The sequence below is a fragment of the Enteractinococcus fodinae genome, assembly GCF_031458395.1.
GTDB lineage: Bacteria > Actinomycetota > Actinomycetes > Actinomycetales > Micrococcaceae > Yaniella > Yaniella fodinae.
Genome location: NZ_JAVDYJ010000001.1, coordinates 2,108,496 through 2,132,024, shown reverse-complemented (window position 1 = coordinate 2,132,024; position 23,529 = coordinate 2,108,496). Strand labels below are relative to the sequence as shown.

General features: G+C 56.2%; 17 protein-coding genes and 3 rRNA genes. 16 read left to right on the top strand and 4 right to left on the bottom strand.

All coding sequences use genetic code 11. The annotated features are described in order from the left end of the window. Positions 1-7 precede the first annotated feature (7 nt). Genes J2S62_RS09915 through J2S62_RS09905 form a run of 3 tightly spaced genes read left to right on the top strand, consistent with a single transcriptional unit; the run spans position 8 to position 3,561 of the window. Positions 8-754: a phosphoglyceromutase gene (locus J2S62_RS09915; protein WP_310174255.1), complete on the top strand. Its 747-nt coding sequence runs from the start codon at positions 8-10 to the stop codon at positions 752-754. Between the two features lie 24 nt (positions 755-778). Further along, positions 779-2,752, top strand: a complete 1,974-nt coding sequence (locus J2S62_RS09910; protein WP_310174253.1) for a chorismate-binding protein — start codon at positions 779-781, stop codon at positions 2,750-2,752. After that, on the top strand, positions 2,749-3,561 hold the full coding sequence (locus tag J2S62_RS09905) for an aminotransferase class IV (protein ID WP_310174251.1): 813 nt from the start codon (positions 2,749-2,751) through the stop codon (positions 3,559-3,561). The genes J2S62_RS09910 and J2S62_RS09905 overlap by 4 nt, the downstream gene beginning before the upstream one ends. Before the next feature lie 13 nt (positions 3,562-3,574). Here the strand turns inward: J2S62_RS09905 and phoU are convergent, their stop codons facing one another. Then, positions 3,575-4,231 carry a phosphate signaling complex protein PhoU gene (gene phoU, locus J2S62_RS09900; protein ID WP_310174249.1) on the bottom strand — a complete coding sequence of 219 codons (657 nt, stop codon included), beginning with the start codon at positions 4,229-4,231 and terminating at the stop codon, positions 3,575-3,577. A gap of 196 nt (positions 4,232-4,427) precedes the next feature. Here phoU and J2S62_RS09895 point away from each other — a divergent pair, with 196 nt between their 5' ends. Next, positions 4,428-5,636, top strand: coding sequence for a sensor histidine kinase (locus tag J2S62_RS09895; protein ID WP_310174247.1), 1,209 nt, complete (start codon positions 4,428-4,430; stop codon positions 5,634-5,636). Then, entirely contained in the window at positions 5,636-6,319 is a 684-nt protein-coding gene (locus tag J2S62_RS09890; protein WP_310174245.1) for a response regulator transcription factor, read from the top strand. Before J2S62_RS09895 ends, J2S62_RS09890 begins: the two co-directional genes overlap by 1 nt. Positions 6,320-6,383: 64 nt before the next feature. On the opposite strand, the gene J2S62_RS09885 is transcribed toward J2S62_RS09890, so the two are convergent. Next, positions 6,384-6,935, bottom strand: a complete 552-nt coding sequence (locus J2S62_RS09885) for a hypothetical protein (RefSeq protein ID WP_310174243.1) — start codon at positions 6,933-6,935, stop codon at positions 6,384-6,386. A 242-nt stretch (positions 6,936-7,177) separates the two neighbouring features. Here J2S62_RS09885 and cysS point away from each other — a divergent pair, with 242 nt between their 5' ends. The 10 genes from cysS to J2S62_RS09835 all read left to right on the top strand — a co-directional run bounded on the left by cysS (position 7,178) and on the right by J2S62_RS09835 (position 21,281). Then, the gene (gene cysS / locus J2S62_RS09880; RefSeq protein ID WP_310174241.1) at positions 7,178-8,620 is read left to right on the top strand and encodes a cysteine--tRNA ligase; all 1,443 of its coding nucleotides are present in this window, start codon (positions 7,178-7,180) and stop codon (positions 8,618-8,620) included. A 34-nt stretch (positions 8,621-8,654) separates the two neighbouring features. Then, positions 8,655-9,587 carry a 23S rRNA (guanosine(2251)-2'-O)-methyltransferase RlmB gene (rlmB, locus tag J2S62_RS09875; protein ID WP_310174239.1) on the top strand — a complete coding sequence of 311 codons (933 nt, stop codon included), beginning with the start codon at positions 8,655-8,657 and terminating at the stop codon, positions 9,585-9,587. Between the two features lie 62 nt (positions 9,588-9,649). Next, complete coding sequence (locus tag J2S62_RS09870; protein ID WP_310174237.1) at positions 9,650-10,729, top strand: ABC transporter substrate-binding protein; 1,080 nt, start codon at positions 9,650-9,652, stop codon at positions 10,727-10,729. Positions 10,730-10,835: 106 nt separating this feature from the next. Further along, on the top strand, positions 10,836-11,813 hold the full coding sequence (locus tag J2S62_RS09865; protein ID WP_310174235.1) for an ABC transporter permease: 978 nt from the start codon (positions 10,836-10,838) through the stop codon (positions 11,811-11,813). After that, positions 11,800-12,591: an ABC transporter ATP-binding protein gene (locus tag J2S62_RS09860; protein WP_310174232.1), complete on the top strand. Its 792-nt coding sequence runs from the start codon at positions 11,800-11,802 to the stop codon at positions 12,589-12,591. Before J2S62_RS09865 ends, J2S62_RS09860 begins: the two co-directional genes overlap by 14 nt. Positions 12,592-13,506: 915 nt before the next feature. After that, a 16S ribosomal RNA gene (locus J2S62_RS09855) occupies positions 13,507-15,041 on the top strand. Between the two features lie 609 nt (positions 15,042-15,650). Next, positions 15,651-18,747, top strand: a 23S ribosomal RNA gene (locus J2S62_RS09850). A 288-nt stretch (positions 18,748-19,035) separates the two neighbouring features. Then, positions 19,036-19,152, top strand: a 5S ribosomal RNA gene (rrf, locus tag J2S62_RS09845). Together the 16S, 23S and 5S rRNA genes form the textbook arrangement of a ribosomal RNA operon. A 145-nt stretch (positions 19,153-19,297) precedes the next feature. Beyond that, positions 19,298-19,903, top strand: coding sequence for a GNAT family N-acetyltransferase (locus tag J2S62_RS09840; protein WP_310174229.1), 606 nt, complete (start codon positions 19,298-19,300; stop codon positions 19,901-19,903). Positions 19,904-20,147: 244 nt separating this feature from the next. Further along, positions 20,148-21,281, top strand: a complete 1,134-nt coding sequence (locus tag J2S62_RS09835; protein ID WP_310174227.1) for a tyramine oxidase subunit B — start codon at positions 20,148-20,150, stop codon at positions 21,279-21,281. Positions 21,282-21,348: 67 nt separating this feature from the next. On the opposite strand, the gene J2S62_RS09830 is transcribed toward J2S62_RS09835, so the two are convergent. Continuing rightward, positions 21,349-21,978, bottom strand: coding sequence for an NADPH-dependent F420 reductase (locus J2S62_RS09830; RefSeq protein ID WP_310174224.1), 630 nt, complete (start codon positions 21,976-21,978; stop codon positions 21,349-21,351). Beyond that, complete coding sequence (locus J2S62_RS09825; protein ID WP_310174222.1) at positions 21,965-22,873, bottom strand: fumarylacetoacetate hydrolase family protein; 909 nt, start codon at positions 22,871-22,873, stop codon at positions 21,965-21,967. Before J2S62_RS09825 ends, J2S62_RS09830 begins: the two co-directional genes overlap by 14 nt. A gap of 131 nt (positions 22,874-23,004) precedes the next feature. Between J2S62_RS09825 and J2S62_RS09820 the strand changes: the two genes are divergently transcribed. Continuing rightward, positions 23,005-23,484, top strand: coding sequence for a hypothetical protein (locus J2S62_RS09820; RefSeq protein WP_310174219.1), 480 nt, complete (start codon positions 23,005-23,007; stop codon positions 23,482-23,484). Positions 23,485-23,529: the final 45 nt, after the last annotated feature.

Genomic DNA, 23,529 nt, shown 5'->3' with positions numbered 1-23,529 from the left:
TATCGCCATGGCTACAACATCGAAACTGGTTCTCCTGCGCCACGGACAGTCGACGTGGAATGAACTCAACCAATTCACCGGTTGGGTCGACGTTCCACTCACCGATCAAGGACGCAAAGAAGCCGCCCGTGCCGGAGAACTGCTGAAACAAGAAAATCTTCTGCCCGACGTGGTGTACACCTCGCTGTTGCGTCGCGCCATCACGACCGCAAACCTCGCGTTGGAAGCTGCTGATCGCCAGTGGATCCCAGCCCAGCGCAGCTGGCGGTTAAATGAGCGGCACTACGGGGCGCTGCAAGGCAAAAACAAAGCTCAGATCCGTGAAGAACACGGTGATGAAAAATTCATGATCTGGCGTCGGTCCTATGACACCCCGCCACCCATGCTGCCCGATGATCACGAGTATTCCCAATATCGCGACGAACGCTACGCGCTGCTGGGTGAAGATCTGCCGCGCACCGAATGCCTCAAAGACGTCGTAACCCGTCTGGTGCCCTACTGGTACGACAATATTGTGCCGGACCTTGCCCAAGGCAAGACCGTCTTAGTGGTTGCCCACGGGAACTCACTGCGTGCGCTCGTGAAACACCTCGAGGGCATTTCCGACGAGGACATCGCCGAGCTCAACCTGCCCACCGGTGTGCCATTCGTGTACGAGATCCAAGACAATATGCGTCCCACCGGCACCGCTCGCTTCCTTGACCCCGACGCAGCCGCCGCAGGTGCCGCTGCCGTCGCCGCCCAAGGTAAATAGCCCGGCCCCCGTGATAGCCATGTCATGATACTGCTCATTGACCTTCACGGGTTTACTACACATATCCTGACCCATCAGCTCGGGGCGGTGCATCGCGTCACCGCCACCGAGCTGCCTGCGTTAAACCTTGAGACGTATACGCACATTGTCATCGCCCACGGCACGGACACCGTTGATCTGACGCAACTGCTCAGCCTCCCTCAGGTACCCGTGTTGGCCCTAGGAGCCGGTTATCAACACCTCGCCGCTGCCTACGGGCACACCGCGGTCGGCCCGTCGCAGCCGGTATATGGCCAGCCCGTCGCCCACCATCACACCGCTACAGGCCTTTTCACCGGGGTAGCGCCGCAAGCGCCGTTGGTGAGCTACCACCCGCTGCGGCTTACAGCACTCGACACCCAAACGTTCACGGTCCACGCGCTCGACGATGCCAATGCTGTGCTGGCTTATCGCGTTAAAGACACGAATCATTGGGGGCTCCACGCCGACCCCGCTGCCTTGCAGTCGTCCCAAGGCAGCAGCATCATAGAAAACTTCCTCGCTTTGGCGCCAACGAGTTCCACACGTGCCGAGACATCGGTCTCAGGACCGTCAACGGGTCGCCACGTGGAGGTCTTCACACGCACCGTGGCAGGTCTGTTGAATACACCCGCGACGTTTCGGCGGCTACAAGAGCAGGCTTCAGCGTCCTTCTGGCTGGATTCAGCTGCGGCGCATCGCGGCCAAGGCGACACCACCATCATGGGCACCAACGACGGTCCGCTAGCCGAAACCATCCGATGGGATGTCGAAACCAACGAACTAGAAATCCACCAGGCCACCACAACGCACCGGGCAACCGGCGACGTGCTCGAATATCTGGAAACCCACACCTGGCAACCCATCCAGCCCGTGGACATGCCAGGATTTACCGGTGGTTGGGTAGGGTATCTCGGTTACGAAGCGAAACAGGCCACCGTGGATGAGCACACCAACCGCTGGCAGGCTCCCACCCCGGATGCGTACTGGATTCGTCCGCAAGCCTTTCTGCGCTATGACCACCACCAAGAGCTAACGACGTTGTTTGCGGTCGAAGACCGTCAGTTACTCGATGCCCTCGAGGCAGCCCTGGTTTTTGGCACGTCTTCTGACCCGGACATCCCAGACCAGCACCCACCGGCGGGGCAATGGCGGCTGAGTGCCACAGCATATGCGGACCGCGTCGCCCAGATCCAGACTCTGTTGCACGCCGGACAAGCCGCGGGCATTTGCCTGACCGACACCTTCGAAACCGGTGGGTATCGGGGTGAGGGCCTAGCGCTCTATGAGCGCTTACGCGTCCACAACCCGGCACCGTATGCGGGCTATCTTCGATTCAATACTTTTGGCGATGCCCTTGAGGTCTTATCTGCCTCACCGGAAAAGTTTCTCGGCGTCGATGCCACCGGTGCAGTCGAATCAAAACCGATCAAAGGTACCGTGGCCCGCAGCAGCGATCCCACGATGGATGCGCAAGTCGCCAACCGGATGGCAACCGATCCGAAATTCCAGTCCGAGAATCTCATGATCACCGATCTATTACGTGATGATCTGGCCAAGGTCACCGTCCCCGGATCAGTCCAGGTGCCAAAACTTATGGCGATAGAAACCTTCGCCACCGTGCATCAACTCGTCACCACGGTCACGGGCCAGCTGCGGCCTGAGATCTCTGCGGCGGCTGCGCTGCGCGCGGTCTTTCCCGGTGGCTCTATGACCGGCGCCCCGAAACTAGCCAGCCTCGATGCCCTTGAGTCTATAGAAGCCGGGCCTCGGGGGATTTACTCGGGCGCCATGGGGTGGCTGGGCGACAACAATACCGCCGAGTTCAACGTGATTATTCGCAGTATGATCCTCGCCGATGGAGTCCTGACGATCGGGGCCGGGGGAGCGGTCGTGGTGGCTTCACAACCGGTCGAAGAAGAACAGGAAAAGCGGTTAAAGGCCCAAGCGCTGCTCGACATCCTTGCGGAGGGATCATGAACGAAACATTGCCGCTGGCATTTGCATGGCACCATCCGGAGTTCACCCCCATCCAACCTGGCACCGCTGCAACGCTCTTGGTTGCTGACTCCTGGCGGGTCTGCAACGGGACGACATGGGGTCTGGAAGAGCACCTGGCGCGATTTATGGTCGGCATGGCCACCCAACATCGGAGCATCGGGACGCTTCCCAACCTTGACGTGACCGCATTCGAACAGGCCCTTGCAGGGCAACTTCAAGACCTCGCAAGGCGGTACCCTGGCACAGATTTCTTCCCCCGGATAAGCGTCGAGGCCCATCAAGGCGGCTATCGGGTGGTCTTACTGGTGCGGCGCGCACCCGAGATCCGAACCAGCACAACGCTGAATGTCCCGGATTACACCGACCCGCGCATCAGGCCTACGGTCAAAGGACCAGATATTGACCTGATGCGCGGGCTGGTGGCCGAAGCCTCCACCGACGATATCGTGTTACATGACGGCACCAACGTCATCGAAACAACCACCGGTGCACTGCTGATTTGGCGCACACCCCAAGACTTGGTGCTGTGCCAGGCGACTCAACAGTTAGCTTCGATTTCAGCGCATCGTATCGCTCACCACGCAAAGTCACTGGGTCTTTCGGTGACTACCCGGCCGGTGACCATCCACGAGATGCTCTCCGGAGAGTACCCGGTGTGGTGTACCAATACGCTGCACGGCATTTCTCCCGTCACCACTATCAGTGGTGCCAGCGGAGAAACACATCTTGTCTCCCATCCCGACACTGCCGCATGGCAAACGGCCTGGTGGAAACGCTTTGTCTCATAACCGCGAGGGCTCACTAGGGCATGGCGGGAGGCTCCCATTCACCCGTCACCAGATAGGCAATCTTGCGGCTGATGGAGACCCCATGATCGCCGAAACGTTCTAACCGCATGACCAAGAGCGTTAAATCTTGGGCTTGTGGACCAGAAAGGTTCCAGGAGCCCTCGGTGACGTTTTGCATAATCTGCGAGTGCAATATATCAATGTCGTTGTTCAGCTTGACGATCTCGCGTCCTTCAACCAGGTCATAGCTGGTCATCAGGCGCTGCAGATGCTCACCAACCGAAACCGTCAGCTCCGCCATTTCTTCGACTTCTGCGCGACTCTCATCCGGAATGACGGAATTTGGGTAGCGCAGCCGCACCAGTGCTGCCACGTGGCGAGCTAAATCACCCATGCGCTCCATAGAGGACGAGACGCGCAACGCAGCAATCAACAGGCGAAGGTCGGTGGCTACCGGGTTTTGCAACAACAGCAATTCAATGGTGCGTTCATCGAGGGTGTTTTGGAGGTAGTCGATGCGAGCGTCCTGAAGGATGACGGTCTCAGCCAGTCCGGTGTCCCGGCTCTCCAGTGCGACCCGTGCTTGCTTCATAGCCCGATTCACTAAGGTGGCCATCTCGACGAGATCGTCGCCGACGGCCTCCATCTCGGCCATAAAGAGTTTGCGCATGTGATGTGTCCTCGTAGATACGGTGATTGGTTGCAGGCCAATATACTCGGCCAACGCTGTCTACTGTTTCGGAGCAAAGTAAACGAGGAGTGAATTCTGCCAGACAAATCAGTGTATTGGGACCCAAATGATGAAAATCGGCCAACGCGTTGGCCAAAGTATGGGTACTGTTACAACTGTGGAGAGTCTAGTTTCAGTGGCAGTCTTGTTTGGACTAGCCGGTGTGATCGTCACGGTCGGCGCAATGGTTGCCTTCCGTATTTCGTCGCGCTCAAGGATCGAACGCCTGGCAGATCATGAGCAGTCCATCCCGGAAGGCGCCTTGGATGTGCTCGCGGTGGTTGGCCAAGCCTATGTGATTGTTGATGTCGCAGACACCGTGGTGCGAGCTAATCCTTCGGCATATGCATTCGGTCTGGTCCGGGGGAATCAGCTGGGGCATAAACAGTTAGCGGAACTGACCTCCCGGGTTCGAACCGCCGGCCAGCTGTATGACTACCGTTTCGAGATTCCGGCCGTATCGCCCACCCAGGGCCAATGGATAGTCCACTTGCGTGCCACCTCGATTGGCGATCAGTACATCGTCATTATGGCCGAAGACCGGTCACAACAACACCGTACCGAAGCCATCCGCCATGACTTCGTCGCAAACGTCTCGCACGAGCTCAAAACCCCGGTGGGGGCAATGAGCCTGCTTGCTGAAGCCATTGAAGACGCCGCCGACGACCCCGCGGCTGTACGCCACTTCGCCAATCGGCTGTCCATTGAATCGGTCCGACTCAGTGCGCTGGTCCAAGACGTCATTTCACTTTCACGGCTGCAAGGTCGTGACATTGTTGAAACGGCCAGGCCACTCGATATCACCAAGCTCGTGTCGGAGGCCATTGACCGGGTTCGGACCGAAGCTGCGGCCCGCGACGTGACTATTCACAGCCGTACCCCCGAGCCGCTGTCCGTTTATGGTGACTACGATCAGCTCATGGCGGCTATCCGCAACCTCATTGACAATGCTGTGACGTACTCTCCCGACGGTTCCACCGTGTGGGTAGAAGTCACCAAACACGACGATGTCGTCCATATTGCAGTCAGTGACCAGGGTGCCGGTATCGCTGAAGAAGACCGGGAACGGATTTTTGAAAGATTTTATCGCGTCGATTCGGCCCGCTCCCGTGCCACCGGTGGCACCGGGCTCGGGCTGAGCATCGTCAAACATACCGTCTCCAATCACGGCGGGGAAGTCATGGTGGAATCGGTCGTTGACGAGGGGTCAACCTTCCTCATTCGACTGCCAGCTCTAGACCCCGAAGCACACGAAGCCGCCACTGAAGGAACGGAACTGGATATGAAAACCGTGGGCCACACCTCACATTCACACAACCCTGGTGAAGGGAAAGGAAAACACTGATGACTCGGATTCTCGTCGTTGAAGACGAACCTTCGATCTCCGACCCGCTGTCGTACTTGCTACAACGGGAAGGGTATGAGGTCACCGTCGTTGAAGACGGCCTTGAAGCCGTAGAAGAATTCGACCGCAACGGCGCTGATCTAGTGCTGTTGGATCTGATGCTCCCCGGCCAGCCCGGGACCGATGTGATCCGGCAGATTCGGCAAGAGTCGCAAGTTCCGGTCATCATGCTGACCGCTAAGGACGGAGAGGTCGATAAAGTTGTCGGCTTAGAACTTGGGGCCGATGACTATGTCACGAAGCCGTATTCTGCCCGCGAGCTCATCGCCCGTATACGGGCGGTCATGCGCCGTAATGCTGAATCAGAGGAACTGATTCCTGACACTGTGGCGGCCGGTCCGGTCCGGATGGATGTGGAACGACATGTGGTCTCTGTAGAAGGCAGAGAAGTCACGATGCCGCTCAAAGAATTCGACTTGCTCGAGATGTTGTTGCGCAACGCTGGGCGAGTCATGACCCGCGGTCAGCTCATCGACCGAGTATGGGGTCCAGGCTATGTGGGCGATACGAAGACCTTGGACGTTCATATTAAACGGCTGCGTTCCAAGATCGAACCTGACCCATCGTCACCGCGTTATTTGATGACAGTGCGTGGGCTGGGCTATAAATTCGAAAACTCGTAAAACGGGTTAAAGCACTGAGGGCCGGTCCAAATGGACCGGCCCTCAGTGCTTTAAAACCTAGCGTTTACTCATCGCGGTGGTACTGACCCTGGAAGTCGTAGAGATGTTCCCGCTGCTCTTCTACGTCAACATCGCCGGGGTAGAACTCACGGTACTGCTCCAAGCGCGGTGGCAGAACCGCCGCGGTGAACTCTACGGAGTTCCCGAAAGCGCTGGCGGTGGCAGGGGCCAATCCGCCCGGCTCGGTACCGACCGTATCCAGGACGAGGTCTTCTTCTTCGAGCATCAGTGCTTCGCCGGCATCCAGGCTGAACTCGAGCGTATTGTTGTTAATCTCCAGTTCCACATCTTCGCTGCTGTCCGACTTGTTGTGGATGGTGCCAAATACGCGACCGGGCTCATTTGCGTCTGGAGTGACGACACCGATATTTACGAATTCGACAAAACCGCCGAGGTAAGTTTCCTCGTCCGCATACACGGTGGTTTGCGTTCCGTCGGAGGGTGCATACTCGAACGTCGTTGCCTGTGGGTTGATATAAGAGCAACCGGTGGTGCCCAAGATGGCAGCCAATGCCAAGCCGGCAAATGCGTTCCGGCGAGTTGTGTTGACCTTCACGATGGTTCTCCTCGTAAAAATAAGGTGCGCTAGAGGTGATGTATACCTTGCAGCGGGCGCATACGCACGGTCGATGCAAGAAGCTTCAATCACGAGGTTATCGTATTTGAAGAAATAGCGACTACTTTACGACAACATATCTCGCATTCGAACTGGGTCTCGACCGGGAGTAGGACTGACCACGCCCGTTCGGGTGGGACAGATTACCTCGAAGTCAGCCCACTGGGCTAAAATCAGGCAGCGTGGGACAACGATTTTATGATACTGCCGCCGGGGCCATCCGGGACTTTCAGCCAATCAACGACGGCGAGGTCGCCATTTATTACTGTGGCGCAACGGTACAAGGTAGGCCGCACGTGGGTCATATCCGTTCGGCCGTGGTCTTCGATATCCTCGTTCGCTGGTTAGGATACGCCGGGCACAAAGTGACACTGGTGCGTAATGTGACCGACGTCGACGATAAAATCTTGTCTCGCTCTGCCGAGTCGTTCGCGCCGGACTTTACTGCTACCGAGGACTACCCGGCTCGAGAGCAGTGGTGGGCGCTTGCCTACCGCTTCGAAAATGCATTTGCACAGGCTTACGCTGCACTCGGGGTGCGTCGTCCCACATACGAACCCCGTGCTACCGGGCATATCCCTGAAATGATCGAGCTCATTCAGCGATTGCTCGACACCGGCCACGCATATCAAGCACTTGATGGGTCTGCAGATGTCTATTTTGATGTGACCTCCTGGCCGGACTATGGCGCATTGACCCATCAATCAGCAGACAATATGCAAGATGCTGAAGATGCTCCAGTGCGCGGCAAGAAAGATCCGCGAGATTTTGCCCTGTGGAAAGCCAAACAACCGACCGATCCTGCCGGAGCGTCCTGGACAGCGCCGTGGGGCGAGGGCCGGCCAGGCTGGCACATAGAGTGTTCCGCTATGGCAACCAAATACCTGGGACGTCATTTTGATATTCATGGCGGGGGACTCGATCTACGATTCCCGCACCATGAAAATGAATTGGCTCAATCCGCTGCGGCCGGAGATAAATTCGCAAACTTTTGGATGCATAACGGACTGGTGACATCCGAAGGCGAAAAAATGTCGAAATCGGTTGGCAACACGGTCTCTCCAGAGCAAATGTTGACCATGGCCCGGCCCGGTGCGGTGCGGTATTTCCTGGGCCAAGCGCACTACCGGTCCCAACTTGATTATCATCCGGCAGCGCTCAAAGAAGCCCAAAGTGCCCTGGAGCGCATTGAAGCGTTCCAAGCTCGGGCCGCCAAGCTCGTTGCCGAACCGGACGATAGAGCAGAGGCACCAGAGGCTTTTGTCACCGCGATGGAAGATGATCTGAACGTGCCCGAAGCTCTCGCCGTGCTCCATGCCACGGTGCGCGCTGGGAACTCGGCGCTGGATGCACAAGATACTGAAAATGTCCGGCAATACCTGAGCCAAGTCAACACCATGGTCGAGATCCTGGGGCTCAACTCGGCAGACGAATCCCTCAGCAGCACAGACACCGCAACGTATCGGGCGCTGGAAGAGCTTGTCGAAGCCCAAATAGCGGCGCGTGCTCAAGCACGTAAGGATCGCGATTGGGCAACAGCCGATGCCATTCGTGACCAGCTGGCTGCGGCAGGCATCATCGTTGAAGATGGTCCCGACGGCGCGACCTGGTCGATCACCGAGTAAAACTACTAGATTTCACTATAGAAAGGACGAGCATATGAGTACTCGTCACGGCGGCTCTTCACGAAAGAAGGGCCCATCGAAAGGTTCTGGCGGTCAAGGCCGTCGAAAACTCTCAGGCAAGGGGCCAACCCCTAAGGCTTCCGAGCGGACCTGGCACAAGAACTATCGCCCCCCGGCGCAAAAACAGCGCAAATCAGACCGGACTGCCGATGCGGTCGCTGGCCGGAACCCGGTGGTAGAAGCACTTGAGGCAGAAGTCCCGGCCACCACGCTCTACGTCGCTGCCGGGGTCGAAATGGACGATCGGATCCGTAACTCGGTTCGGATGGCAGCCGACCGCGGCATTCCGGTCATTGAAGCGTCCGAAGTTCAGTTGGCGCGTTTGACTGATAATGCCCGGCACCAGGGGATCGCCCTGCAGGTGCCCCCGTACGAATACGAAAACGGCATCGACCTCGTCACCGAGTTAATGGCTGATTGGGAAAAAGGCTACCGGAAATATCCGCCCTTGGTGGTGGCTCTGGATTCCATCACGGACCCACATAATTTAGGTGCAATCCTCCGTTCGGCAGCCGCCTTCAGTGCTGATGCGGTAGTTATCCCAACGCGACGTGCCGTCGGAGTAAACGCCACCGTCTGGAAAACCTCCGCGGGTGCAGCCGCTCGAGTCCCGGTCGGACAAGTCACCAACCTCAACAACGCGCTGACCGAATATAAAAAAGCCGGAATCTTCACGATCGGTTTGGACGGTGACGGTGACCAATCACTGCCCGGTTTGCCGCTGGCGACCGAGCCGCTGTGTGTCGTCGTCGGCGCTGAGGGGGCCGGACTATCGCGCCTGATCAGCGAGACAGTAGACCAAATCGTATCGATTCCGATCTCTTCGCAGCTGGAATCTTTGAACGCATCCCTGGCCGCTGGAATTACCCTCTACGAAATTGCGCGACTTCGGCATAAGATTGACTAAGCTCACGTTTGTAACGTGGGACACAATCTATCGCTCACATCAGTCAAGAGTTGGAGTAACACATGAAGCGAACTACCCTGCTAAAAACAGTCGCGACCTCGGCGACCCTGGGCCTGCTGCTCACCGCCTGTGGCGGAGATGACGGTGGCAACGGCGGAGGCGGCGGTGAAGCAGAAGGCGAAAGCTACAAAGTTGGCATCGCCCAATATGTTTCGCACCCATCATTGGATGCCACCGCCCAAGGCATCAAAGATGTCCTCGAAGAATCTGACCACGACATAGAGGTCGAAGAGCAAAACGCTCAGGCGGACCAAGCCACCATGAACAACGTAGTCGGTGGATTTGCTGGCGACGGTGACCTGGACGCCGTGGTACCGATCGCTACCCCCGTTGCCATTGCGGCTGCTACCACCATCGAAGACACCCCGGTCGTGTTCTCCGCGGTTACTGACCCGGTCGATGCTGGCCTCGTGCCAGACTGGGACACACCCGGAGACAACATCACCGGCGTTTCGGATATGAACCCCGTCGACGAACAACTGCAGTTGATCCTTGATGTCGTCGGAGACGTCGAAGTCATCGGTATTCCATACTCGTCGGCTGAATCGAACTCGGTGGTCCAAGTTGAGGCAGCCCAAGACGCGGCCGAGGAGCTCGGGTTTGAAATCCAAGAGGTCGCGGTGACGAACACTTCCGAGGTTGCCCAGGGTGTGGAGTCCTTCAGTAACGTTGACGCGATCTACGTGCCCACGGACAACACTGTGGTCTCTGGTTTGGAAACCGTTATTTCATACGGCATCGATAACCAGATTCCAGTATTTGCTGCTGAATCCGACTCCGTAGAACGCGGCACCATCGGCACGTATGGTCTGAACTACTACGAACACGGTCGTCAAGCTGGTGAGATGGTGTTGTCTTTGATCACCGGTGAGGCTGAATTGGCGGATACGCCACCAAGCCTGGCTGATCCAGACGCACTGGAGTACACCTTCAACCTGGACGCTGCTGAACAGATGGGCGTCGAAATCCCACAGGATATGGTTGACGAAGCCAATATCGTCGGTGAAGAGGGCGACGACGCCGCTACCGAAGAAGAAACCGCCACTGAAGATGACGCCGAGACAGGCGATGATACCGAGTAGATCGCCACTGATCTCACACGGGTAACAACTTACCAAACGGGCCTGGGTCAGCGATCGTCTGCCCGGGCCCGTTCTCACTCATCACGAAAGGTGAATCCGTCCCGCTATGACCGTGACACTAGAACTCGGTCTCATATACGCCATTATGGCCCTCGGCGTGTATCTGACTTTCCGCATTTTGAATTTTCCAGACCTAACGGTTGATCAGTCTTTCACCACTGGTGCGGCAACGGCGGCGATTCTGATCGTGAATTACGATCTTGATCCTGTGCTTGCATTAGGGGCTGCATTTCTTGCCGGAGCGCTAGCCGGCGTTGTCACCGGCTTATTACACGCTAAAGGCGGCATCAATCCCTTGCTCGCCGGGATCCTGACGATGCTTGCGCTGTATTCCATCAACCTGCGGATCATGGGCAACCGCGCGAACGTCCCACTTCTTGGCAACGACACGCTGTACACCTGGTTTAGCGGCACTGGCATCACGGGATGGACCCTGATCCTCGTGCTGGCCATTATCGTGTTGGTCGTCAAACTCGTACTGGACTGGTTCCTTGGTACCGACATGGGTCTCGGCCTGCAAGCAACCGGGGACAATGAAGAGATGGTGCGCTCCTTGGGCGTTTCCACAGACACGATGAAGATCGTGGGGCTGGCCGTGTCCAACGGTTTGGTTGGCATGGCCGGTGCATTTATCGCCCAGAAACAGGGTTCAGCTGATATTTCGATGGGTATCGGTCTGATTCTGGTGGGCCTGGCTTCGGTGATTCTGGGTCAAGCGCTCTTCAACAACCGTTTCGTACATGGTTTTGCTAACACGGCTGTCGGTAAGTTCTTCTTTGGCACCCGGAACCGGGAAGTCTTGATCGCAACCACCGCGGTAATCATCGGGTCCATCATCTACCGTGCTGCAGTGCAAGGAGCGTTAGCCGTTGGGTTCAACCCGAACGATATGCGCCTCATCTCGGCAATTATTGTGGTCATTGCGCTCCTGATCCCCAAGTGGCGAATCCGAAAGCGGCCGAAGACTACAGGCGCTACCACTGCGGACCCAGCGTTTAAGGAGGCCACCAATGTTAAGGCTTAACAACGTCAATAAAACCTTTTTCCCGAATTCGATCAACGAACGAATCGCCCTAGCCGATGTGAACCTCGAGTTAGACAACGGTGACTTCGTCACGGTCATCGGTTCCAACGGTGCCGGAAAATCAACGGTGCTCAACACCATTGCTGGGAAGATTAACCCTGATACAGGAACTGTTGAGATTGCGGGTCGAAACGTGACTCGGATGAAAGACTTCAAGCGTGCCAAATACGTCGGACGCGTTTTTCAGGATCCAATGGCGGGCACTGCACCGGATCTAACTATCGAACAAAACATGGCTTTAGCAGAACGCCGGGGGATGCGTCGCGGATTGGCTTTTGGAATTACCAAGGCCAAGCGAAGAAGATTCGCTGAAGAACTCGAAGTTCTCGAACTTGGTCTCGAGCGTCGCCTGAGTGCAAAAGTCGGCTTGCTATCTGGTGGACAACGCCAGGCGCTATCGCTGTTGATGGCTACATTTTCCAAGCCAAAGATCTTGCTGCTCGACGAGCATACTGCCGCACTCGATCCCGAACGTGCCCGATTGGTTACTCACCTGACCAAGAAAGTGGTCGAAGAGCAAGAACTCACGACGTTGATGGTCACCCACAACATGGGCCAAGCACTAGAAGTCGGAAACCGCCTGATCATGATGCACGAGGGACGAATCATTCTTGATGTGTCCGGCGCCGAGAAGGAAGCGATGGGCGTTGAGGATCTCTTAGCTCAATTTTCAAGGATCAAAGACGCTGCAGTATCGGACCGAACACTGTTGCAATAACAAGACCAAAAAACCACGCGGGTGCGAGCTGATTCCAATGCGCACCCGCGTTGGTGTTTAATCCGGTCGGTTGGCACTTGCCCCGCAATTTGCACCAAATCGAGAGACCTCCCTCACACGCCCGAGGTGAACTCCAGGTATATTTACTGATAACCGACAAAAAGAATGAAACACATAACAAAACATGCCATGTTCAAAGGCTTGCAGCCGGTTTTGCGTTCCGAATTAAGGTGTGTATAGTTATCTCTCGTGCCCAGGGCAGACCGGAGACGGGAAGCGCTGAGACACCGAAGTTCTTTTAGAAAAATTTATACAGCGATTCCACGATTCAAGTCGATTTGACAAGCGCGAATGCACTTGTGATACGATAAAGTTTCGACTTGATGCCAAGTAAGAAATCACTTCGATTTCATCTTGTAGTTACTAAGTGGGTACGGTGGGCAGTGACAATCTGTTCATGTGCTTTGTGACGGTCTCGTAGCGTTTTTCGCTACTGTGATCGACACGACTTAGAGCGGAGTTGACATTCTACTCAGCTTGTCTGATAGAGTGGTTCTTTGTTGCCCAGCGCAGTTCATCTGCCGGTAACGTTGAATTTAGACTCCAGCTAGACGGATTTGACTTCGTCTTCTACGTTGTTTAGTGTTGTGTTTTGCGCCGGTTTTGGTGTGGTTCATGACGGTTTGGTTGTGGGTCGTTGGTTTGCTGCTTGGTGGCTGCTCTGCGTGTTGTGGGGTGGTTGGTGGGTGGTGGTGGTTGTTTGAGAACTCAATAGTGTGCCAAGTTTGTTTGATGCCATTTATTTTTGAATGGTTATGCCATGGCTGATCGTACCTCCGTGTGGTTGGTTGTGGTAGTGCCAGGGATTGGGCTGTTTCCGGCCTGGTCTGTTTGATTGAATGTTTTCATATGTTTTGTATGGAGAGTTTGATCCTGGCTCAGGATGAACGCTGGCGGCGTGCTTAACACATGCAAGTCGAACGCTGAAGCTCCCAGCTTGCTGGGGGTGGATGAGTGGCGAACGGGTGAGTATCACGTGAGGAACCTGCCCTGAACTCTGGGATAAGCCCGGGAAACTGGGTCTAATACCGGATAGGACTAGCCATCGCATGGTGGTTGGTGGAAAGCTTTTGCGGTTTGGGATGGTCTCGCGGCCTATCAGCTTGTTGGTGGGGTAATGGCCTACCAAGGCGTTGACGGGTAGCCGGCCTGAGAGGGTGACCGGCCACACTGGGACTGAGACACGGCCCAGACTCCTACGGGAGGCAGCAGTGGGGGATATTGCACAATGGGCGCAAGCCTGATGCAGCGACGCCGCGTGAGGGATGACGGCCTTCGGGTTGTAAACCTCTTTCAGTTGGGAAGAAGCCCCCTTTGGGGGTGACGGTACCTTCAGAAGAAGCACCGGCTAACTACGTGCCAGCAGCCGCGGTAATACGTAGGGTGCGAGCGTTATCCGGAATTATTGGGCGTAAAGAGCTCGTAGGCGGTTTGTCACGTCTGCTGTGAAAGCCCAGGGCTTAACCCTGGGTTTGCAGTGGGTACGGGCAGGCTGGAGTGCAGTAGGGGAGACTGGAATTCCTGGTGTAGCGGTGAAATGCGCAGATATCAGGAGGAACACCGATGGCGAAGGCAGGTCTCTGGGCTGTTACTGACGCTGAGGAGCGAAAGCATGGGGAGCGAACAGGATTAGATACCCTGGTAGTCCATGCCGTAAACGTTGGGCACTAGGTGTGGGGATCATTTCCACGATTTCCGCGCCGTAGCTAACGCATTAAGTGCCCCGCCTGGGGAGTACGGCCGCAAGGCTAAAACTCAAAGGAATTGACGGGGGCCCGCACAAGCGGCGGAGCATGCGGATTAATTCGATGCAACGCGAAGAACCTTACCAAGGCTTGACATACACTAGACCGCCTCAGAGATGGGGTTTCCCTTCGGGGCTGGTGTACAGGTGGTGCATGGTTGTCGTCAGCTCGTGTCGTGAGATGTTGGGTTAAGTCCCGCAACGAGCGGAACCCCTATTCTATGTTGCCAGCAATTCGGTTGGGGACTCATGGGAGACTGCCGGGGTCAACTCGGAGGAAGGTGGGGACGACGTCAAATCATCATGCCCCTTATGTCTTGGGCTTCACGCATGCTACAATGGCCGGCACAATGGGTTGCGAGATCGTGAGGTTGAGCTAATCCCATAAAACCGGTCTCAGTTCGGATTGGGGTCTGCAACTCGACCCCATGAAGTCGGAGTCGCTAGTAATCGCAGATCAGCAACGCTGCGGTGAATACGTTCCCGGGCCTTGTACACACCGCCCGTCAAGTCACGAAAGTTGGTAACACCCGAAGCCGGTGGCCCAACCACATTGTGGGGGGAGCCGTCGAAGGTGGGACCGGTGATTGGGACTAAGTCGTAACAAGGTAGCCGTACCGGAAGGTGCGGCTGGATCACCTCCTTTCTAAGGAGATAGTTGATATCTCAAGATATTAGAGAGCACAACTGTCATTGGTCTGATCGTCCCATCCTGGGATGGTCGGGATGGTTGTGCGTGGGTGGAACATCAAACAAATCATCACTGGCCCGACGTTGTCGGGGTGGTGGTGGTCCGTGCGTGGCTGGTATCAGTGAGCACAAGTACTGAGCAATCCTACCCTGTATTGGGTGGGGTTGGTCGTGGAACGTGGTCCTGGTGGTGGGCGCGTGGCGTGATTTTGGCATACTGTTGGGTTTTGGAACAACCACTAAACCCCCTGTTGAATGCATTCGTCTGTCCCTGTGTGGGGTGGATGGTGTGTGGGGGTGGTTGTTGGTCCTGCTGCTAGTGGTGCCGCACACAGGGTGTGTGGTGGCTGGTAGTGGTGGGGTGTTGTTGATTGTAACTGTATAGTGGACGCGAGCATCTTTGAGTTCAATGAGTGTCGCACACGCACCCTTTGTGGGTGGGTGTGTGGTATGTGATTGTTCTGTGTGATTGCATCATTCGTTCAGCCGTTGGCTGGGTGATGGTGTGATATTTGCGTTGTGTTGTGATTTGCGCAGCCGCGGCCCCCTTGTTGGGGTGGTGGTTGGGTAAGTTAGCAAGAGCGCACGGTGGATGCCTTGGTACTAGGAGCCGATGAAGGACGTGGGAATCTGCGATAAGCCTGGTGGAGTTGATAACCAAACGGTGAGACCAGGATGTCCGAATGGGGAAACCCCGCATGTGCGTCTTCGGGCGTGTGTGTGACCGCTGGCTGAATGTATAGGCCAGTTGGAGGGAACGCGGGGAAGTGAAACATCTCAGTACCTGCAGGAAGAGAAAACAATAGTGATTCTGTTAGTAGTGGCGAGCGAACGCGGATGAGGCTAAACCGGTCACGTGGAATACCCGGCAGGGGTTGCGTGATCGGGGTTGTTGGGCGTAGTTGGTGGTGTACTGCCGTGCACCGCAGTGGCTACATGGTGTAGTCGAAGAGGTTTGGATGCCTCACCGTAGAGGGTGATAGTCCCGTAGACGAAACAGTATGTGGTGCTGTCAAGTATGTCCCGAGTAGCACGACGTTCGTGGAGCGTCGTGTGAATCTGCCAGGACCACCTGGTAAGCCTAAATACTTCCTAGTGACCGATAGTGAATCAGTACCGTGAGGGAATGGTGAAAAGTACCCCGGGAGGGGAGTGAAATAGTACCTGAAACCGTGTGCTTACAATCCGTCCGAGCATCCTGTGGGGTGTGAGGGCGTGCCTTTTGCAAAATGAGCCTGCGAGTCAGTGATGCGTGGCGAGGTTAACCCGTGTGGGGTAGTCGTAGCGAAAGCGAGTCTGAAGAGGGCGAGTCAGTCGCGTGTTCTGGACCCGAAACGAAGTGATCTACCCATGACCAGGTTGAAGCGCGTGTAAGAGCGCGTGGAGGACCGAACCCACTTAGGTTGAAAACTGAGGGGATGAGTTGTGGGTAGGGGTGAAAGGCTAATCAAACTTCGTGATAGCTGGTTCTCCCCGAAATGCATTTAGGTGCAGCGTTACGTGTGCTTGCTGGTGGTAGAGCTACTGGTTGACTGATGGGCCCTACAAGGTTACTGACGTCTGCCAAACTCCGAATGCTGGCAAGTTGAGCGTAGCAGTGAGACGGTGGGGGATAAGCTTCATCGTCGAAAGGGAAACAGCCCAGATCATCGGTTAAGGCCCCTAAGCGTGTGCTAAGTGGGAAAGGATGTGGAGTTGCTGAGACAACCAGGAGGTTGGCTTAGAAGCAGCCACCCTTGAAAGAGTGCGTAACAGCCCACTGGTCAAGTGATTCTGCGCCGACAATGTAGCGGGGCTCAAGCACACCGCCGAAACCATGACTGCAACACCTGCTGGTGTTGCGGGGTAGGGGAGCGTCGTGTAGGAGGTGAAGCCGCAGTGTGAACTTGTGGTGGATTCTGCGCGAGTGAGAATGCAGGCATGAGTAGCGAATGACGGGTGAGAAACCCGTCCGCCGGATGACTAAGGGTTCCAGGGTCAAGCTAATCTTCCCTGGGTTAGTCGGGACCTAAGGCGAGGCCGACAGGCGTAGTCGATGGACAACGGGTTGATATTCCCGTACCGATACTATACCGCCCATGACACGCTGGTGAGACTAACCTCTCAAGCCAACGGTGTGCACCTTCGGGTGTGCACTGGTGGTGCGATTGGGACCTGATCCAGTAGGTCAAGCGCATTAACAGGTGTGACGCAGGAAGGTAGCCGGGCCAGGCAGTGGAATTGTCCTGGTCTAAGCGTGTAGGGCGTCTGGTAGGGAAATCCGCCAGACACATGCCTGAGACGTGATGGGCCCCCACGTGGTGGGGGATCCGGTGATCCTATGCTGCCTAGAAAAGCATCGGCGCCAGGTGTAGTGTTGCCCGTACCCATAACCGACACAGGTAGTCAGGTAGAGAATACTAAGGCGATCGAGACAATCATAGTTAAGGAACTCGGCAAAATGCCCCCGTAACTTCGGAAGAAGGGGGGCCCGGACCCTGAGACCCACATGCTGGGTTGAGGGGGTAAGGGCCGCAGAGACTAGGGGGAGGCGACTGTTTATCAAAAACACAGGTGCATGCGAAGTCGTAAGACGATGTATATGCACTGACTCCTGCCCGGTGCTGGAAGGTTAAGCGGATCTGTTAGCCCACCTTGTGTGGGCGAAGCGGAAAAGTTAAGCCCCAGTAAACGGCGGTGGTAACTATAACCATCCTAAGGTAGCGAAATTCCTTGTCGGGTAAGTTCCGACCTGCACGAATGGAGCAACGACCTCTCCGCTGTCTCTACTATGAACTCGGCGAAATTGCACTACGAGTAAAGATGCTCGTTACGCGCAGAAGGACGGAAAGACCCCGGAACCTTTACTATAGTTTGGTATTGGTATTGACTGTCACTTGTGTAGTATAGGTGGGAGACTGTGAAGCCATCACGCTAGTGATGGTGGAGTCGATCGGTGAAATACCACTCTGGTGATAGTGAATATCTAACTTCGGGCCATGATCTGGTCCAGGGACAGTGCCTGATGGGTAGTTTAACTGGGGCGGTTGCCTCCTAAATGGTAACGGAGGCGCCCAAAGGTTCCCTCAGCCTGGTCGGTCATCAGGTGTTGAGTGTAAGTGCACAAGGGAGCTTGACTGTGAGACAGGCATGTCGAGCAGGAACGAAAGTTGGGACTAGTGATCCGGCGACTCGTTGTGGAACGGTCGTCGCTCAACGGATAAAAGGTACTCCGGGGATAACAGGCTGATCTTGCCCAAGAGTTCATATCGACGGCATGGTTTGGCACCTCGATGTCGGCTCGTCGCATCCTGGGGCTGGAGTAGGTCCCAAGGGTTGGGCTGTTCGCCCATTAAAGCGGTACGCGAGCTGGGTTCAGAACGTCGTGAGACAGTTCGGTCCCTATCCTCTGCGCGCGTTGGAGAATTGCGAAGGTCTGTCCTTAGTACGAGAGGACCGGGACGGACGAACCTCTGGTATGTCAGTTGTACCGCCAGGTGCATGGCTGATTCGCTACGTTCGGGATGGATAACCGCTGAAAGCATCTAAGCGGGAAGCCGGCTTCAAGATGAATTCTCCTTATAAGGTGCCCAGTAGACTACTGGGTTGATAGGCCGGAAGTGGAAGCACAGACTACAGATGTGTGCAGCTGACCGGTACTAATACACCAAAGACTTACCCACACCCCACACCACACCGTGGAGGGGGGTGTGTATTGTCAGGCAGCAAAAGGTCTGACACGAGTCACCACACAATAACGTGCACACAGAACACGTGCATGCGTCCACGAGACCACTCAACAGGATTTGTTGATGCGCGTCCACTATACGGTTACAGCAACACCACCCCGTGACCACCCCCGAACCCCCCGCAACCAGGGGTGGGTAGGGTCACCCAGAATTGCATAAGATGTCGTCACCACACCGGTGACCCACAGGATTGCCACCCCACCACGGGGTGAGCTCAAGGGTTACGGTGGTTATAGCGTGGGGGAAACGCCCGGTCCCATTCCGAACCCGGAAGCTAAGACCCACAGCGCCGATGGTACTGCACCCGGGAGGGTGTGGGAGAGTAGGACACCGCCGGACAACCATTCACAGGCGCCCCGGGAGGGCCCCGACCACACGGTCGGCCCCCTCCCGGGGCCCCTGCATTTAACAACCTAATTTGGGATGAACACGCTGTTAGATGCTGAGGTATCACAGCAGGACAACAGTGCTTTAGAATGTCTCCATGGTCGAAATTCAAAATGCTCACTGGACCCAGATGCGGCATGAAACCGCATACAATATTGCCCGTTTGCGCAATCGCGTCTACGTCATGGAACAGGGCATTACTACAGTAGAAGAACTCGATGGTCGCGACCTCGAACCTACCACCCAGATCTGGTGGATTCAGATCGAAGGCGTCCCAGTCTCTACGCTTCGGGTGCTGAAAGAGAATCCCCACACGCTTTCGATCGGCCGCGTCGCCACCGACAAGCCTTTCCGAGGCCATGGCCTGGCGAGCGCGCTCATACGGGCTGTGATGGCCTATTATCCAGACCAACAGCTGACTATGCACGCTCAAACGCACCTCCAGGACTGGTACGAGACCTTCGGCCTGGAAGCGGTCGGCGAGCCTTTCTATGAGGCTGGCCGGGAGCACCTCATGATGGTCCGGGAACCGCTTCTACGGTCCGACAACGAACTTCGTGATGACATCGACCCGGAAGAATGGCCTTCAGTTAACGAGGACACGCCCTCGGAAGTAGATCACGGAACCCCTGAGCCTGGAACTCCGCAGTACTTTGACGATCTGCAACGACGGTATCGGATGCGACGCAGCAGAAGACCCTAGTGCGCTTCACCTAAGGTAGTCGGACGACAGCGGGCAGCGTCGAGCTCACCTTCATCATGCCGAGATTGGTCTTCACATATGGCGCTTCTCACATTGTTTTCGATGCCAGATCTATCTTTTTGGATGTTAGAAAGGTTACCCTGTTTCAGGCGAGTCACATACTGATTCGCCCCCTTCCGTATGCCATACTTCACAGAGGAATCAAGCTCTCACAGGATGAAGTATCTAAGGAAGGAATCCTGCATTGGATAAGCGTATTGACTTTCTGTATCTCAACGAGCCGGAGATGATCGAAGCAGGTGCCACCGATCTATCGAGTTGTATCGATGTGATGGAAGAGGCCCTGGTACTACTGGCCGATGGTGACTACATGATGGCTGGCGATCGGGGAGACTCTCACGGTGCGATGATCTCGTTCCCTAAGGAACCAAAACATGAGGGCATGCCGAAGGACGATATCGATCGCCGTTTCATGGCGATGCCAGCGTATCTCGGCGGTCGCTTTCGTGCGACCGGTGTGAAATGGTATGGCTCCAATATTGAGAACCGGAAGCACGACATGCCTCGGTCCATCCATTTGTTCGTACTCAACGACACCGACACTGCCGCTCCGAAGGCTGTCATGTCGGCGAACCTGCTCTCGGCCTACCGGACCGCGTCTGTACCCAACGTGGGTACGAAGCACCTAGCGGTCGATAACGTTGAGACCGTCGGGATGATCGGTCCTGGCGTGATGTCGCAGACAACGCTTCGAGGTGTTCTGACCCAGCGCGAAGGTGTCAAACATGTGAAGATCAAAGGTCGCTCGGCAGACTCCACCCAACGTGCCGCGGAGCAAATCAAGCAGGACAATCCACAGCTTGAATCGGTGACTGTTGTAGACACCGAAAAAGAAGCCGTCGAAAACGTCGAGATTCTCATTACCGGAGCAAATGCCTCTCCGAATGGCTCTCAGGACTTCCCACAGGTTAAGGGCGAATGGCTCTCTCCTGGTACCCTCGTGATCGCTCCAGGTGCCACCCACTTCGACGATGACTTCCTGATCAACACCCGCAAGGTCGTCGACTACATGGGCCTCTACGATGAATGGCACCATGAATACACCACCCAGGTAGCATACGACCAGATTGGTATCATCGGGTCGCGCATGCTGAAACTCCAGCACGATGGCCACTTCCCTCGTGAAGACCTACAGCAAATGGGCGACATTGCTGCTGGACGAATCGAAGGCCGCAAGTCCGACGACGAGATCATCGTCTATTCGGTCGGTGGTATGCCTGTTGAAGACGTCGCCTGGGCGCACGATATCTACAACTACGCCGTTGAGAACAATATCGGCACCAGCCTGAACCTGTGGGACGCCCCCGCAGCGTATTAAGACCAGCACCAAGCGAATCCGGGGAGCCACACAGTGGCACCCCGGATTCGCTTTTTTTATGACGTGATTAAGCCAAGAAGTGCCTGGCGAGCTGTTCTGACGTCGCGGCGACATTGAAATACGGTGTCCCCGGTTCAGTATGGCGCCCTGCGGCCAGACTCGAGGCAACGACAGGTGCAAAGCCCAGTGCCGAGACCAAGTCGGCAACGACCTTTGCGGCACTGGGACTATCTGAGGCCACCGCTGCAGCACGTTCCTCGTCAGCCGCCGGGGTGTCCATCGCCCAGTGGGAAATATGGTTCAGAGCCTTTACCACCGTGGCCGTATCGAATCGCTGCGCTATGACTTCCGAAGAGCTCAGCCCTGATGCGAGTCCTTTCTCGAACCACTCGGGCAACGGTTCATCGTGCCAGCGGTTGGTGGCATCGACCAGGATCCGATCAGTAAACCACGCCGGAGCCACATCGTCCAGGTCTTCTTGCGGCACCGCAAGAATGACGAGATCCACGCCGTCTGCTACCTCTTCGGCTAACACCGCACGAGCTTGGGGTGCGTACTGCATCAAGTGGTAGCGCATTTGAGTCGGCGTACGCGTTGAAGCGATCTGCACGTCGATGCCGCTGCGTGCTGCTGCCCGAGCAAAAGCGGTTCCAGCCCGACCTGCGCCCAGCACGCCGATACGATCAAACGATGGCATTGCGCTGTGCACCGAGGCCTTCAATGCGGGTCTCTACAACGTCTCCTGGCTTAAGCCACGGACGGCGGCCGTGCTCATCACGCATTGCAAGTGCCACGCCGCCGGGGGTGCCGGTCATGATGATATCCCCGGGCAGTAAGGTGATCAGCTGAGATAGGTATTCAAGTAAGTCGCCCACCCCGAAGACTAGGTCATCAACGGAATCGCGTTGGCGCACTTCGCCGTTGACTAACGTGGTGAGTTCGGCCTTGGACTGGAATTCGTCGGCGGTTGTCAGCCAAGGGCCAACCGGAGTAGAAGCCTCCAGGATTTTGCCCTGAGTCCATTCATCGGTGCGACCTTGTAAGCCGCGCAACGAGATGTCGTTGCTGATGGCATATCCGGCGATGTAATCGGCAGCGTTGGCCGCAGAGATATTTTTACCTGGGGCGCCGATGATCACGGCTAACTCGCCCTCGTAGTCCAGCCGATGATCAATCTCCGGCACAGCGATCTCACTATAGGCGCTCGTGAGCGTCTGACCGTATTTCGCAAAAATTGTGGGATATTTGGGAAGGTCGAGCCCGGTCTCTTCGATATGGTTCCGGTAGTTGAGACCTATACAGAAGATTTTTGACGGGTAGGGGATGAGGGTTTCATAGCTCAGCGTCGTGGCGTCGATGATGTAGTTGGCGTCCTGCTGAGCGGCATCAAGTGCTTCTTGCACAATGGCCTGACGCTCCGGCGGCGCCAGGGTGAGCAGGGCCCCGACATCAGTGATATCGGGCAGTCGCACAGCCTGGGTCGCGTATTCGGCCCCGGAGTCATCGGTCTCGGTTTTGATGATGAGCGCGGCAAATGTGGCTCCGGGTGCATCGGGGCGTTCTTGTGGCAAGCGAAATGTAGCGAGTTTCATAGCTCTAAGTTCATCACACTCCAGCCCAGTCTGGAACGATGACGCGACGCTAAGCCGCGATCTGACTACGCGCTAAGTCAAAACCAAGTGAAATAACTTCTCGCTCGGTGCTCATCGTAGACAATGGAAGTATGTTTGAACCTCTGGACTTGCAAACGCCGCAACTAGCTATCGGGATCGGCTTTGTTTTTGCCATTGCCGGAGCAGCCATTCTGGCACATGCGACCTGGCGTGCCCGTCGCCTGAAAGCCTGGGAGTCGGGTGAGACGCGCCGGTTCGAAGGTACCGATAGCCGAGGCGAACGAGCCGATGCTCCGCGCGATGTTCGCATTGAGACTCTCGCCGGGTTGGTCGCCATGCTTTTGGGTGTCGCATCGGGGGTCTATGGTGTGGTCAGCCAGAACCATCAGCAGGACGTGCTGGAATCTAATGTGATTGCTAAATATCCTGAAGTGCAGGAAGTGGAAGCGGACCTGTGGCGTGGCAACTTGCTGGAGGCTGAGGTGACCACCGTGGATGGAGAACAGCTGGACTTACGGATTGTTTTCGACCCCGACACCGGGGAGCCCACCATCCAGGGCGAGCACCCGCAGCTGGAACCGCAGCAGTAAAAAGTCCAGTCAATGTTCAGAAACCAGCCGTATACTCTGACTGGT